This window comes from Saccharothrix mutabilis subsp. mutabilis (genome assembly GCF_039521145.1).
Lineage (GTDB): Bacteria > Actinomycetota > Actinomycetes > Mycobacteriales > Pseudonocardiaceae > Actinosynnema > Actinosynnema mutabilis.
In genome coordinates, this window is record NZ_BAAABU010000002.1 from 413,826 (window position 1) to 426,950 (window position 13,125).

Consider the following 13,125-nt stretch of genomic DNA (forward strand, 5'->3'; position numbering starts at 1 on the left):
CCCGGCCCCTGCGACACTCAACGCGGTGGTCGCGGACCATTGTTCCCCACGGGCAGGAAAGGTTCGGCAGGTGGCACTCCCGGAAGGCCGGTACGGCAGACCCCGCCGCACCCTGCCGACGTGGGCCCGCTGGTCACTGCCCGTGGTCGCCGTGCTGGTCGGGGCCGTGGTGGCCTGGGTCGGGTACCGCAACCTCGGGACCAAGCCGGTGGAGGCGAAGCAGACCGCGTTCCGGGTGCTGGACGCCGGGTCGGTGGAGATCACGTTCGAGGTGGTTCGGGAGACGCCGGACCAGGCCGTCGTGTGCATCGTCCGGGCGCGTTCCGAGGACGGCGACGAAGCCGGGCGGCGCGAGGTGCTCGTCCCGCCGGGCGACACCCGGGTTTATCCCACGACGGTGCTCCGGACGTCGAAAGAAGCGACGACCGGCGAGGTGTTCGGCTGCTCCTACCAGGTTCCGCCCTACCTGTCCACGAGGTAGCGGCCAAGCGGGTGATCTGCGGGTTTAGCGGCCCGATCCGGAACAAAACACCGTCGCTGAACGTTGTAGGCGTGTTACTCTGGCCTTTCAGCACGGCCCCGACGCGGGCCGTGTTTTTCCGTTCCGGGCGCGTGCGTCCGGGAACTGCCAGCCCACGCCGTGGGCCGGAGCAAGACGAGGAGTTGGTGACCGTGAGCGACACTGAGGTGACCTGGCTGACCCAGGAGGCCTACGACCGGCTCAAGGCTGAGCTGGACGAGATGATCGAGAATCGCCCGGTCATCGCCGCGGAGATCAACGCGCGCCGAGAGGAGGGCGACCTCCGCGAGAACGGCGGCTACCACGCCGCCCGCGAGGAGCAGGGCAAGCAGGAGGCCCGCATCCGGCAGTTGCAGGAGCTGCTGCGCGTCGCGAAGGTCGGCGAGGCGCCCACCGTCTCCGGTGTGGCCGCCCCCGGCATGGTCCTCACCGTGCGTTACGAAGGCGACGACGAGACCGAGGACTTCCTGCTGGCCACGCGCGAGGAAGGCGCCCACGGCTCCCTGGAGGTCTACTCCCCGTCCTCGCCGCTGGGCAAGGCGCTCAACGGCGCCAAGGAAGGTGAGACGCGGGAGTACGAGCTGCCCAACGGCAGCACCATGAAGGTGACGCTGATCAAGGCGGTGCCGTACGCGGCCTGATCCCACGAACATCGCGGGGGGCGGCCACCGAGGCGAGGTGGCCGCCCCTCTTGCTGTGCTCGTCGTCGGGGGGCGGGACCACCCGGTCGCCTACAGCACCCGCTCCAGCAACGGCCGGACCCGGGGCGGCACCGGCGTGGACAGCGCGATCGACGTCGACAGCCGCTGCACCCCCGGCACGTCCACCACCTCGTCGATCACCCGTTGCAGATCGGCGTTCGACCGCGCCACCATCCGCACGAAAAGATCACCCTGTCCGGTGGTCGCGTGCACCTCGCACACCTCGTTGATCGCCGCCAGCCCGTCCGACACCTGCTGCCGCCGGCCCTGTTCGATCTCCAGGACCGCGAACGCCGTCAGCCCGTACCCCATCGCCGCCAGGTCCAGCGCCGGCGGGAACCCCGTCAGCACCCCGCGCGCGACCAACCTGTCCAGCCGCGCCTGCACCGTCCCCCGCGCCACGCCCAGCCGCCGGGAGCACTCCAGCACCCCCAGCCTCGGCTCGTCGGTGAGCAGCAGCAACAGCCGTGCGTCCAACGCGTCCACGGCCTGGTCAGAGTGTTCAGCTTGTCCGTCGGAAACCATAATTCACAGTACAACTTGCCCAGCAAACAACGACACTGTTGCTCACCCTGCCCAGCGCCGCACATGCTGTGAGGCATGACGCAGCAGCTTGACGACGTGAGCTACGACCAGCTCCGCCAACTCGTGGGTCTGGTCGACTACGACGGGACGCGCGATCCGTTCCCCGTGCGCTCCATGGACGCCGTGGTCTTCGTGGTCGGCAACGCGACCCAGACCGCGTGGTTCTACCAGGTCGCCTTCGGGATGCAGCTCGTCGCGTACGCCGGGCCCGAGACGGGGCAGCGGGACCACAAGTCCTTCGTGCTCAAGTCCGGTTCGGCGCGGTTCGTGATCAAGGGCGGGGTCCAGCCGGACAGCCCGCTGCTCGACCACCACCGCAAGCACGGTGACGGTGTCGTGGACCTCGCGCTGGAGGTCGCCGACGTCGACAAGTGCATCGAACACGCCCGCAGCCAGGGCGCCACGGTCCTCGAAGAGCCCCACGACGTCGAGGACGAGCACGGCGTGGTGCGCATCGCCGCCATCGCGACCTACGGCGAGACCCGCCACACGCTGGTCGACCGGTCCCGCTACAGCGGTCCGTACCTGCCGGGCTACGTGGCCAAGGAGAGCACCGTCGTCCGACCCGAGGGCGCGCCGAAGCGGCTGTTCCAGGCGGTGGACCACTGCGTGGGCAACGTCGAACTCGGCAGGATGGACTACTGGGTCGAGTGGTACAACCGCGTCATGGGCTTCGTGAACATGGCGGAGTTCATCGGCGACGACATCGCCACCGACTACTCGGCGCTCATGAGCAAGGTGGTGTCCAACGGCAACCACCGGGTGAAGTTCCCGCTGAACGAGCCGGCGATCGCCAAGCGCAAGTCGCAGATCGACGAGTACCTGGAGTTCTACTCGGGCGCGGGCGTGCAGCACATCGCGCTCGCCACCAACGACATCGTCGCCACGCTGACCGCCATGCGCGCGGCCGGCGTCGAGTTCCTGGAGACCCCGGACTCGTACTACGACGACCCGGAGCTCCGGGCCCGCATCGGCGAGGTGCGCGTGCCGATCGAGGTGCTCAAGGAGCACCGCATCCTGGTCGACCGCGACGAGGACGGCTACCTGCTGCAGATCTTCACCAAGCCGATCGGCGACCGGCCGACCGTCTTCTACGAGCTGATCGAGCGCCACGGCTCGCTGGGCTTCGGCAAGGGCAACTTCAAGGCCCTGTTCGAGGCCATCGAGCGCGAGCAGGAGCGTCGGGGCAACCTCTGACGAATCGCGTGCGAAGGGCCGGTCCGCCACCAGCGGGCCGGCCCTTTCCTGTGGGAACCCTGAGAGGGGCACTCGGGACGCCGCCGGACCGGTACCCTCGGTGCGGGGGTTTGCACGGATTTCACCTGGGGAGGTGGCATGGCACTCGCGGGACGCGTCACCGCGGTGCTGCCGCTCGTCGGCGCGGTGGCCACGGCCGTGGCGCTGACCGGTGCGGCGTTCTTCACCGTGGCGCATGCGGGCTGCGCCGAGACGGGCCGGTTCGTCGAGCACGACGGCGTCGTCCGGTACGAGGGCGGTTGCATCAACGGGCACGACCTGCCGGCGGTGCCGACGGTCGAGAACGCCCGGTACGACGTCAAGCCCTGAATGCTGTGTTGAATGGCGCGCCTCCGGCGCGCGGCTCGGCCGCCCGGAAGTCGGCTCGTCACGCCGCCTTTCCCGCCGATCGAAAAGCGCGATCGTCGGGAAACGCGACGCGACAAGCCGACGGCGCCCTCACGTGGGTCAAGCCCTGATCTGGTGTTGAATGGCGCGCCTCCGGCGCGCGGCTCGGCCGCCCGGAAGTCGGCTCGTCACGCCGCCTTTCCCGCCGATCGAAAAGCGCGATCGTCGGGAAAGGCGACGCGACAAGCCGACGGCGGCCTCACGTGGGTCAAGCCCTGATCTGGTTCACCAGCGTCCGCGGCCACGGTTCGCGGATCGCAGGAGGTCCCAGCGGAACGGGCGGTCGGGCTCGGGCACGTGACCGGACGACCATGCGGGGCCGGCAGGGTTTCCGCGATAGTGGACGCATGTGTCGGAACATCCGGGTGCTGCACAACTTCGAGCCGCCCGCCACCGAGGACGAGATCCACGCCGCCGCCGTCCAGTACGTGCGCAAGGTCAGCGGATCGACCCGCCCGTCCGCGGCGAACCAGGAGGCCTTCGACGCCGCGGTCGAGGCGGTGGCCGAGGCGACCAGGGTCCTGCTCGAATCCCTGGTCACCAAGGCCCCGCCGCGCGACCGCGAAGTGGAAGCCGCCAAGGCGAAGCAACGCGCCGCCGCCCGTTACGGGACGGCTTCGTAAGGGGTCAGTCGAGGGCGGCGACCAGGTCGGAGACCAGGTCCTCGCCGGACTCGATGCCCACCGAGACCCGGACCAGGTCGGCCGGGACCTCCAGCATCGAGCCGGCGGTGCTGGCGTGGGTCATCTTGCCCGGGTGCTCGATCAGCGACTCGACGCCGCCCAGCGACTCGGCCAGCGTGAACAGCTTGGTGCGCGAGCAGACCTCCAGCGCCGCCGCCTCGCCGCCCGCCACGGTGAACGAGATCATGCCGCCGAAGCGCTTCATCTGCTTCGCCGCGACCTCGTGGCCGGGGTGCTCGGGCAGGCCCGGGTAGAGCACCGACGTCACGCGCGGGTGGCGCAGGAGGGCCTGCACGACCAGTTCGGCGTTGTCGGAGTGCTTCTCCATGCGCACTTCGAGGGTCTTGATGCCGCGCAGCGTCAGCCACGCGTCGAACGGGCCGGGCACCGCGCCCGCGCCGTTCTGGAGGAAGCCGAACGCCGCGTCCAGCTCGTCGTCCGAGGTCACCAGGATGCCGCCGACGACGTCGGAGTGGCCGCCCACGTACTTGGTGGTCGAGTGCAGCACCACGTCCGCACCCAGCGCGAGCGGGCTCTGCAGGTAGGGCGAGGCGAAGGTGTTGTCCACCACCAGCCGCGCGCCCGCCGAGTGCGCGACCTGCGCGAGCAGGGCGATGTCGGCGATGTTGAGCAGCGGGTTGGTGGGCGTCTCGACCCAGACGACCTTGGTGTTCGGGCGCACCGCCGCGCGCACCGCGTCCACGTCGGACAGCGGCACGGGGGTGTGCTCGACGCCCCACTGGCTGAGCACCTTGTCGATCAGGCGGAACGTGCCGCCGTAGGCGTCGTTCGGGATGACGACGTGGTCGCCCGGCCGGCACATCGCGCGCAGCGCCGTGTCGGTGGCGGCCATGCCGGACGCGAAGGCGCGGCCGTGACGACCGCCTTCCAGCGCCGCCATGCACTCTTCGAGCGCCGCGCGGGTGGGGTTGCCGGTCCGCGAGTACTCGAAGCCGCCGCGCAGGCCGCCGACGCCGTCCTGGGCGTAGGTCGAGGTGGCGTGGATCGGGACGATGACCGAGCCGGTCGTCGGGTCCGGTTCCTGGCCCGCGTGGATTGCCCTGGTCGCGAAACCGTAGGGGGCGAAGTCCGTCATGCCACAAGGGTACGACCGGGTGAAAAAACACCGCCCGCTGGCCTAATGGGCCAACGGGCGGTGTCGGGACGGGTCTCAGCTCACCACTGCTGCGGCGGCTGCTGGCCGTAGGGGTTCTGCTGCGGCTGACCGTACGGGTTGGGCTGCTGCTGGCCGTACGGGTTCTGCGGCTGGCCGTAGGACTGCTGGCCCGGGTACCCGCCGCCGGGCATGCCGGTGTCGGGCGCGTTCACGACGATGGTGCCGAGGATCTTGTCGGCCCACGTCTGCTTCTTGACCTCCCACAGCGGCGCGAACCAGCCCGCGTAGCAGGGCAGCGAGTCGACGAAGTGGCACAGGTGGCGGACGAACGCGTTGCCGAAGCCGATCGGCTGCATCGTCTCTTCCTTGAGCAGCTTGATCTTCGCGACCTTCTTGCCCAGCGACTGGCCGGTGGTGCCCGCCAGGTACCAGGAGTTGTAGATCATGAAGCCGAGCAGCGCCAGGTAGCCCACGCCGGCGAGCAGGAAGGCCAGCGTCGGGTCGCCCGTGGCGGAGCCGATGCCGACCAGGATGCCGACCACGAGGCCGGGGGCGCCGTAGTCGATCAGCGCGCCGACCGCGCGGGAGCCCCACTCGGCGTAGCCGGTGGGCGGCGCGCCGTACGCGGCGGCCTGGCCGTAGCCGGGCTGCGCGCCCCACGCCTGCTGCTGGGGCTGGCCGTACGGGTTCTGCTGCGGCTGGCCGTACGGGTTGGCCTGCGGCTGGCCGTAGGGGTTGGACTGCGGCGGCTGCTGGCCGTACGGGTTCGCCTGGGGCTGGCCGTACGGGTTGGACTGCGGCTGCTGGCCGTAGGCCGGCGGCTGCTGGGGCTGGCCGTACTGGGCCGGCTGCTGGGGCTGCCCGTAGGGGTTGGGCTGCTGGGCCGGGAAACCGCCGGACGCCGGCGGCTGCTGCGCCGGGAAACCGCCCGACGCCGACGGCGGCTGCTGGGTCGCGCTCGGCGGCACGACCTGCGTGGCGTCCGGGTTCACCGCCTGCTGCGGGCCGGACGAGGGCACCACCTGGGTGGCCTCCGGGGGCGGGAACGCAGGGGACGAGCCGCCGCTCGGCACGACCTGGGTCGCGTCGGCGTTCGGGGGCTGGGCACCCTGCCCCTGCTCCTGCTGGTTTTGACCGCCGAATTGCTGGTTCCCTGGCGGCTGAGGAGCGTTCATCGGAGTTTCCAACCCCCTTGGCGTGGGCCGTAGGCGGATAAGTCGGTGGCCAACGCTAGCGGATGCGCTCGCGTCGGCCACCGGCAACCGGTGAACGTGTCGTTGCTATCGCCCGGCGAGGAAGCCCAGGATGTCCTGCCGGGTGACCACGCCGGCGGGCTTGCCGTCGTCGAGCACCAGCGCGCCGTCGGCCGTCGACAGCGCCTGCATCGCGGCGCTGATCGACTCGCCGGAGCCGATGGTGGGCAGCTTCACCGACATGTGCGCGTCGAGGCGGTCGGTGAGCTGGGCCTTCCCGGTGAACAGGGCGTCGAGCAGGTCGCGCTCGTTGACCGCGCCCGCCACCTCGGCCGCCATCACCGGCGGCTCGGCGTTGACCACGGGCATCTGGGAGACGCCGTACTCGCGCATGATCGCCACGGCCTCGGCGACCGTCTCGTTCGGGTGGCCGTGCACCAGGTCGGGCATGGTGCCGTCCTTGCGCCGCAGCACGTCGCCGACGGTCGCGCCGGACGTGTCGGGCGACAGGAAGCCGTACTGCGCCATCCACTTGTCGTTGAACACGCTGGACAGGTAGCCGCGACCGCCGTCGGGCAGGAGCACGACGACCACGTCGTCCTCGGTCAGGCCCTCCGCGACGCGCAGCGCCGCCGCGACCGCCATGCCGCACGAGCCGCCGACCAGCAGGCCCTCTTCCCGGGCCAGGCGGCGGGTGAGGTCGAAGGAGTCCTTGTCGGACACGGCCACGATCTCGTCGCAGACGTCGCGGTCGTAGGCGTCGGGCCAGAAGTCCTCGCCGACGCCCTCGACCAGGTACGGCCGGCCGGTGCCGCCGGAGTACACCGAGCCCTCCGGGTCCGCGCCGATGACCTTCACGCGGCCCTCGGAGATCTCCTTGAGGTACTTGCCGGTGCCCGAGATGGTGCCGCCGGTGCCGACGCCGGCGACGAAGTGGGTGATCTTGCCTTCCGTCTGCCGCCAGAGCTCGGGGCCGGTGCCGTGGTAGTGGCTGGCCGGGTTCTCCGGGTTGGCGTACTGGTTGGGCTTCCACGCGCCGGGGATCTCGCGGACCAGGCGGTCGGACACGTTGTAGTAGGAGTCCGGGTGCTCCGGCGCGACCGCGGTCGGGCACACCACGACCTCGGCGCCGTAGGCCTTGAGCACGTTGCGCTTGTCCACGCTGACCTTGTCCGGGCAGACGAAGACGCACTTGTAGCCCTTCTGCTGGGCCACCAGGGCAAGGCCGACGCCGGTGTTGCCCGACGTGGGCTCGACGATCGTCCCGCCCGGCTTGAGCGCGCCGGAGCGTTCGGCGGCCTCCACCATGCGCAGGGCGATCCGGTCCTTCACGCTGCCGCCGGGGTTCAGGTACTCGACCTTGGCCAGGACGAGCGGCTTGAGCCCCTCGGCGACCTTGTTCAGCTTCACGAGCGGCGTGTTGCCGACCAGGTCCACGACGCTCTCGACGTACTCCACCGCTGGTCCCTTCCCACAACACGAGATGACTTGCGCAGCGTAACCGCTGCCGGGTGACGCGCGAGCCGCGGCGTTTGGCGGGTGGTCCGCGCGGCTTTGTGGGCGATCGTCCCCGCGGGGTGGGGTCCGTGCGGTGGTGGCGGTTCCCGGCGGTGGGGCCGGCCGCGGTGGGTGGCGTGACAGGACTGGCGTAGGGCCTGTTCACGCGGCAGTCGCGGCGGGCGCGGGTGGTCACCGGCGGGCCGGACGCGCCGCAGCAGCGCGCCGAAGGCGTGCACGGGACGGGTGACGCGAAGCCGGTGCGGTTCGCCGTAGTGGGCGACCTGCCGGCGCGCGAGTCCGTGGCGAGGCGGGGCGACTCTTCTCCCCCGGGACCGGTCCCACCGGGCACGAGGCGACTGCATCGATCCCGCCGGGCTCCGCTGGTCGGCGTCCTGCGTCACGAGTGGTAGCCCGGCTGAACAGGCGTTAACTAGGCTTCAAGGCATCTCTGCGGCGAAACAAAGGAGTTCCGTAATGCCTGAGGCCGTGATCGTCTCCGCAGCCCGGTCGCCCATCGGGCGTGCGGGCAAGGGTTCGCTCAAGGACGTCCGGGCGGACGACCTGACCGTGCAGGTCCTCAAGGCGGCGCTGGCCAAGGTGCCGCAGCTGGACCCGACCGAGATCGACGACCTGATGCTGGGCTGCGGCCTGCCCGGCGGCGAGCAGGGCTACAACATGGGCCGGGTCGTGTCCGTGCTCGCGGGCTTCGACCACCTGCCCGGCACCACCGTGACCCGCTACTGCGCGTCCAGCGTGCAGACCACGCGCATGGCGCTGCACGCCATCAAGGCGGGCGAGGGTGACGTGTTCATCAGCGCCGGCGTGGAGACCGTGTCGTCGTTCGCGCGCGGCTCGTCGGACAGCTGGCCGGGCACCCACAACCCGGTGTTCGCCGACGCCGAGGCCCGGACGAAGTCGGTGGCGGAGAACGGCGCGCCGGAGTGGGTGGACCCGCGCACCCGCGGCGAGCTACCCGACATCTACATCTCGATGGGCCAGACGGCGGAGAACCTGGCCCTGGCCAAGGGCGTGTCCCGCGAGGAGATGGACCACTTCGGCGTCCGGTCGCAGAACCTGGCGGAGAAGGCCATCGCCAACGGCTTCTGGGCGCGCGAGATCACCCCGATCACCCTGCCGGACGGCACGGTCGTCTCCACCGACGACGGCCCCCGTCCGGGTGTCACCTACGAGGGTGTCGCGGGCCTCAAGCCGGTCTTCCGCCCCGACGGCCGCGTGACGGCGGGCAACTGCTGCCCGTTGAACGACGGCGCGGCGGCGCTGGTGATCATGAGCGACACCAAGGCCCGTGAGCTGGGCATCACGCCGCTGGCGCGGGTCGTCTCCACGGGCGTCTCGGGCCTGTCCCCCGAGATCATGGGCCTGGGCCCGGTCGAGGCGTCCAAGCGCGCCCTGGCGCTGGCCGGGCTGTCGATCGGGGACATCGACCTGGTGGAGATCAACGAGGCGTTCGCCGCGCAGGTCATCCCGTCCTACCAGGAGCTGGGCATCGACCTGGACAAGCTGAACGTCAACGGCGGCGCGATCGCGGTCGGGCACCCGTTCGGCATGACCGGCGCGCGGATCACGACGACCCTGATCAACTCGCTCCAGTTCCACGACAAGCAGTTCGGCCTGGAGACCATGTGCGTCGGCGGCGGCCAGGGCATGGCGATGGTCATCGAGCGCCTGAGCTGACCCGCTTGGGCTGACACGCGTCACACTTCCGGCCCCGACCCGTCCCTGTTGGTAGGAGGTCGGGGCCATGACGTACGTGTGGTGGCACAGCGGGTACGACTCGCTGTGCCACGCCTTTTCACCGGTGCAGGCATCGGAGGCCTACTTCGAAGCCGCCTGCACGCACTCGGTGCCGCCGGACAAGCTGGTCCGGGACACGCAGGGCGCGCTGTGCATGTCGTGCCTGATCAAGGTCGGCTCGGAGATGCCGACCGAAGACTGCCGAGCCTCCACCTGGCGCGACTGACCGCCTAACGACCAGGAAGGGCGCGAAGCGCCCTCATCTCGGCCTGCCGCACGGCACAACCCAACTCGGGCTTCTTGCTTGTGTCATCTCCGTATGGCCTGCCCGCAGGGCTACCACAGATTTCCGGGGTTGCGGCCGAAATTTTGTGAGGAACGAGCAAAATTTCAGCGGCAACCCCGAAAATCTGTGGTTGGCTCCGCCAGGCCATACGGAGATGGCACAAGCAAGAAGCCCCCGCCTTTCTTTTGCTTTTGTGTCATCTTTGGCGGCCTGCCCGCCGGCGAGGCTCTTTTCGCTTTTTAAGCTTTCACGAGCTTCACGCAACGCGCTCCGCGCTCTCAAGCCGAACGCGCTGCCGCGCTCTCAAGCGGACGCGCTGCCGCGCTCTCAAGACGAAGGGCGGCCTGGAGGCCGCCAGTGGGGGTGACGGGCGTCGTGTCCCCCACCGCATGGCCTGGCGGAGCCGACCACACTTTCCCGGGGTCGGTCGAAAAACTTTTGCTCGTTCCTCGCAAAACTTTTTGGCCCGACCCCGGGAAAGTGTGGTAGCCCTTCGGGCAGGCCATACGGTGGGGGACACGAAGCCCTCGGTTTGTGCATGAATGCACCGCCGCGCGGAGCGCGGCGAAGAGTCGCGCTCCGCGCGGGAAAGCACGCAACCGGGTGAGTGTTTTCCTTTTCCGTGAAAGGCGAAGGGCGCCCGGCTGGAGCCGGGCGCCCTTCGTCGTTCTACTGGTGTCAGTCGCGCTGCAGGTAGGACAGCAGGCGGAGGATCTCCAGGTAGAGCCACACCAGGGTGGTCATCAGGCCGAACGCCGCCCACCAGGCCCACTTCGCCGGCACGCCCGAGCGGATCATCTCGTTCGCCGCCTCGAAGTCGAGGAGGAAGTTGAACGCCGCGATGCCGATCACCACGAGGCTGAAGATGATCGCCAGGGTGCCGCCGTCGCGCAGGCCCGAGTTCACGCCGAACAGGCCCAGGAGCAGGTTGCCGAGCATGAGCACGACCACGCCGACCGTCGCGCCGATGATCCACTTGGTCAGGCGCGGCGTGACGCGGATCGCACCGGTCTTGTAGACCACGAGCATGGCGCCGAACACGCCGAACGTGCCGAGGATCGCCTGCCACGCGATGCCGGGGAAGAACGCCTCGAACACGCCGGTGATGGCGCCGAGGAACACACCCTCCGCCACCGCGTAGGTCATGACCAGCGGCGCGCTCGGGGTGCGCTTGAAGATGATGACCAGGGACACCACGAGGCCCACGAGCAGGCCCGGGATGACCAGGGCGTAGGCGCCGACGATCTTGGTCAGCACCATCCAGGCCGCGACCAGGCCGACGACCAGCGTCGTGGCCAGCGTGATCGCGGTCTTGGTGACCACGTCGTCGATCGTGATGGGGCGCTCGCCGGTGGTCGGCGGCGCCTGGTAGCCGTACGGCTCGGTGCCGTACTGCTGTTGCTGGCCGAAGCCTGCGTAGCTCCCGTAACCGCCGCCGGTCGGCAGGTTGCGGAACGCGGGGTTGCTGGTGGTACGCACCTCGTCCTCCTGTGGCGTTTCGACGCCGTCACGGGGTTCAACGACCACACGAGTCGATCGGTTCCCGTCGGTAAAAGCGACTTTACCCGGGCTGTCGATCTCGAATCCACAGCCCACGCTGCGGAGCGTAGTCGCCGTCCCACCCCGCTGGCGGCTTGTCCGTCAAACCAACGAGACGTAAGGCTCACCCCCGGCACAAGCACGCCGGACGACGCACCCGAAGGGGTCAGGTTCAGACATGGGGTGGAGACGACTCGCCGGCGCGGCGCTCGCGGCCGGGGTGGCCTTGCTCGCGGTGCCCGGAACGTCGAACGCGCAGGTCCAAGAGGGTATCGGCCACCACACACCAGCTCAGGGGTACGCGGGCAAGCCGGGCGCCACCGACTGGCTCGGCTCCTACATCTGGCAGGGCAGGCAGGTGTGGTGCGTCTCCTACTCCTACCTCGCGCCGGACAGCAGCGTGGAGTACCAGGAGGGTGACGAGCTGAAGACCAAGGCGGGCGTCCCGCTCGCCCCGGAGGTCGCGGCCAACATCTCCTACCTGCTCCTGCGCTACTCGACCACCAACTCGCCGGACGAGTCGGCGGCGCTGGCGCACCTCCTGCACTCGTGGACCTCGTTCGAGCACGGCGGCCTGTCGCTCAGCCCGACCAGCGACTACCGCACCATCGCCTACAACGAGGCCTTCCACTACGACAACCTGCCGCCGAGCGCCCGTGAAACGGTCGACCGGATGCGCAAGGACGCCGAGACCAACCGCGGCCCGTGGACGGCCAAGGTCACCGCGCCCGCCGAGGCGCAGGTGATCGGCACGCCCGACGCGTGGAAGGTGGACGTGTCCAAGCCCGACGGCGCGATGGTCGGCGGCGTCCCGGTGACGGTCGAGGTGGTCGACGCCACGCTGGAGAACGGGCTGGCGACCGCCGAGTTCAAGACGGCGCTCGACGGCGGTCCGCTGACCGTGAACGTCGTGCCGACCGGTCCGAACCCGTCCGTGACGGTCAAGCTGGACAGCCCGGCGGACAAGCCGAAGGTCCACATCCCGGCCGGCCGGGAGAACATGCAGCGCATCGTCACCACCGGCGGCGAGAAGAAGCTGACCGCGCAGGCCTCGACCACGGCCAAGACCGCGCCCGGCGCGGTGAAGGTCGCGAAGACCGACGCCGAGACCGGCAAGGCGATCGCGGGCACCGCGCTGCGGATCACCGCCGCCGACGGCACCTCGCCGGCGCTCAAGCAGGACGACACGGGCGTGACCGGCCCGGACGGCAAGCCGCTGGTGCTCCAGACCGGCGAGGACGGCACGGCGACCGTGCCCGACCTGCGCACGCCGCAGGACATCTGCGTCGTCGAGGTCGCCGCCGCCAAGGGCTACGAGGAGTTCTTCGACCCGAACGCGCCGCCCAAGGCGTGCGGCAAGGTCGAGGCGGGGCAAACGCTTGCGCTCGCGTTGACGAACAAGCCGAACAAGCCGGTCGTGCCGATCACCATCCACGCCGGCTCCGAGGGCGCGGGCGTGACCGCCAAGGCCGCGTTCACCACCGAGCTGGACACCGGCGCGCTGGTCGCGTTCGGCGGTGGCGTGCTGATCGCCGGCGGGCTGCTCGGCTGGGTCGTGCGGCGACGCCTGGTGGCCGCCCGGTCGTGAAGGGCTGGGTTGTG

General features: G+C 70.1%; 13 protein-coding genes. 8 read left to right on the plus strand and 5 right to left on the minus strand.

Annotated elements, in window-relative coordinates; all coding sequences use genetic code 11:
- Positions 1 to 70 precede the first annotated feature (70 nt).
- Both ABD126_RS05770 and greA read left to right on the plus strand, forming a co-directional pair.
- Entirely contained in the window at positions 71 to 481 is a 411-nt protein-coding gene (locus ABD126_RS05770) for a DUF4307 domain-containing protein (RefSeq protein WP_343932574.1), read from the plus strand.
- Positions 482 to 666: 185 nt separating this feature from the next.
- Positions 667 to 1,161 (plus strand): transcription elongation factor GreA, encoded by a 495-nt coding sequence (gene greA, locus ABD126_RS05775; RefSeq protein ID WP_309115651.1) that lies wholly within the window; start codon positions 667 to 669, stop codon positions 1,159 to 1,161.
- Positions 1,162 to 1,251: 90 nt separating this feature from the next.
- Here greA and ABD126_RS05780 read toward each other — a convergent pair whose 3' ends face one another.
- A complete protein-coding gene (locus tag ABD126_RS05780) occupies positions 1,252 to 1,746 on the minus strand; it encodes an Lrp/AsnC family transcriptional regulator (RefSeq protein WP_343932575.1) in 495 nt (164 codons plus the stop codon).
- Between the two features lie 75 nt (positions 1,747 to 1,821).
- On the opposite strand from ABD126_RS05780, the gene hppD reads away from it, so the two are divergent.
- From hppD to ABD126_RS05795, 3 genes are all read left to right on the plus strand, one after another.
- Positions 1,822 to 3,003: a 4-hydroxyphenylpyruvate dioxygenase gene (hppD, locus tag ABD126_RS05785; RefSeq protein WP_343932576.1), complete on the plus strand. Its 1,182-nt coding sequence runs from the start codon at positions 1,822 to 1,824 to the stop codon at positions 3,001 to 3,003.
- A gap of 138 nt (positions 3,004 to 3,141) precedes the next feature.
- Positions 3,142 to 3,372 (plus strand): hypothetical protein, encoded by a 231-nt coding sequence (locus ABD126_RS05790; RefSeq protein WP_343932577.1) that lies wholly within the window; start codon positions 3,142 to 3,144, stop codon positions 3,370 to 3,372.
- A 425-nt stretch (positions 3,373 to 3,797) separates the two neighbouring features.
- Positions 3,798 to 4,073: a DUF2277 domain-containing protein gene (locus ABD126_RS05795; protein ID WP_343932578.1), complete on the plus strand. Its 276-nt coding sequence runs from the start codon at positions 3,798 to 3,800 to the stop codon at positions 4,071 to 4,073.
- A gap of 4 nt (positions 4,074 to 4,077) precedes the next feature.
- Here the strand turns inward: ABD126_RS05795 and ABD126_RS05800 are convergent, their stop codons facing one another.
- From ABD126_RS05800 to ABD126_RS05810, 3 genes are all read right to left on the minus strand, one after another.
- Positions 4,078 to 5,229, minus strand: coding sequence for a cystathionine gamma-synthase (locus ABD126_RS05800; RefSeq protein WP_343932579.1), 1,152 nt, complete (start codon positions 5,227 to 5,229; stop codon positions 4,078 to 4,080).
- Positions 5,230 to 5,309: 80 nt separating this feature from the next.
- A complete protein-coding gene (locus ABD126_RS05805; RefSeq protein WP_343932580.1) occupies positions 5,310 to 6,425 on the minus strand; it encodes an RDD family protein in 1,116 nt (371 codons plus the stop codon).
- 105 nt (positions 6,426 to 6,530) lie between these two features.
- Positions 6,531 to 7,901: a cystathionine beta-synthase gene (locus tag ABD126_RS05810; protein WP_343932581.1), complete on the minus strand. Its 1,371-nt coding sequence runs from the start codon at positions 7,899 to 7,901 to the stop codon at positions 6,531 to 6,533.
- 516 nt (positions 7,902 to 8,417) lie between these two features.
- Here ABD126_RS05810 and ABD126_RS05815 point away from each other — a divergent pair.
- Together ABD126_RS05815 and ABD126_RS05820 are read left to right on the plus strand one after the other, a co-directional pair.
- Positions 8,418 to 9,638 carry an acetyl-CoA C-acetyltransferase gene (locus ABD126_RS05815; protein ID WP_343932582.1) on the plus strand — a complete coding sequence of 407 codons (1,221 nt, stop codon included), beginning with the start codon at positions 8,418 to 8,420 and terminating at the stop codon, positions 9,636 to 9,638.
- A gap of 67 nt (positions 9,639 to 9,705) precedes the next feature.
- Entirely contained in the window at positions 9,706 to 9,924 is a 219-nt protein-coding gene (locus tag ABD126_RS05820) for a hypothetical protein (protein WP_343932583.1), read from the plus strand.
- 738 nt (positions 9,925 to 10,662) lie between these two features.
- On the opposite strand, the gene ABD126_RS05825 is transcribed toward ABD126_RS05820, so the two are convergent.
- On the minus strand, positions 10,663 to 11,463 hold the full coding sequence (locus ABD126_RS05825) for a Bax inhibitor-1/YccA family protein (protein WP_343932584.1): 801 nt from the start codon (positions 11,461 to 11,463) through the stop codon (positions 10,663 to 10,665).
- A gap of 238 nt (positions 11,464 to 11,701) precedes the next feature.
- On the opposite strand from ABD126_RS05825, the gene ABD126_RS05830 reads away from it, so the two are divergent.
- Positions 11,702 to 13,111 (plus strand): SpaA isopeptide-forming pilin-related protein, encoded by a 1,410-nt coding sequence (locus ABD126_RS05830; RefSeq protein ID WP_343932585.1) that lies wholly within the window; start codon positions 11,702 to 11,704, stop codon positions 13,109 to 13,111.
- Positions 13,112 to 13,125: the final 14 nt, after the last annotated feature.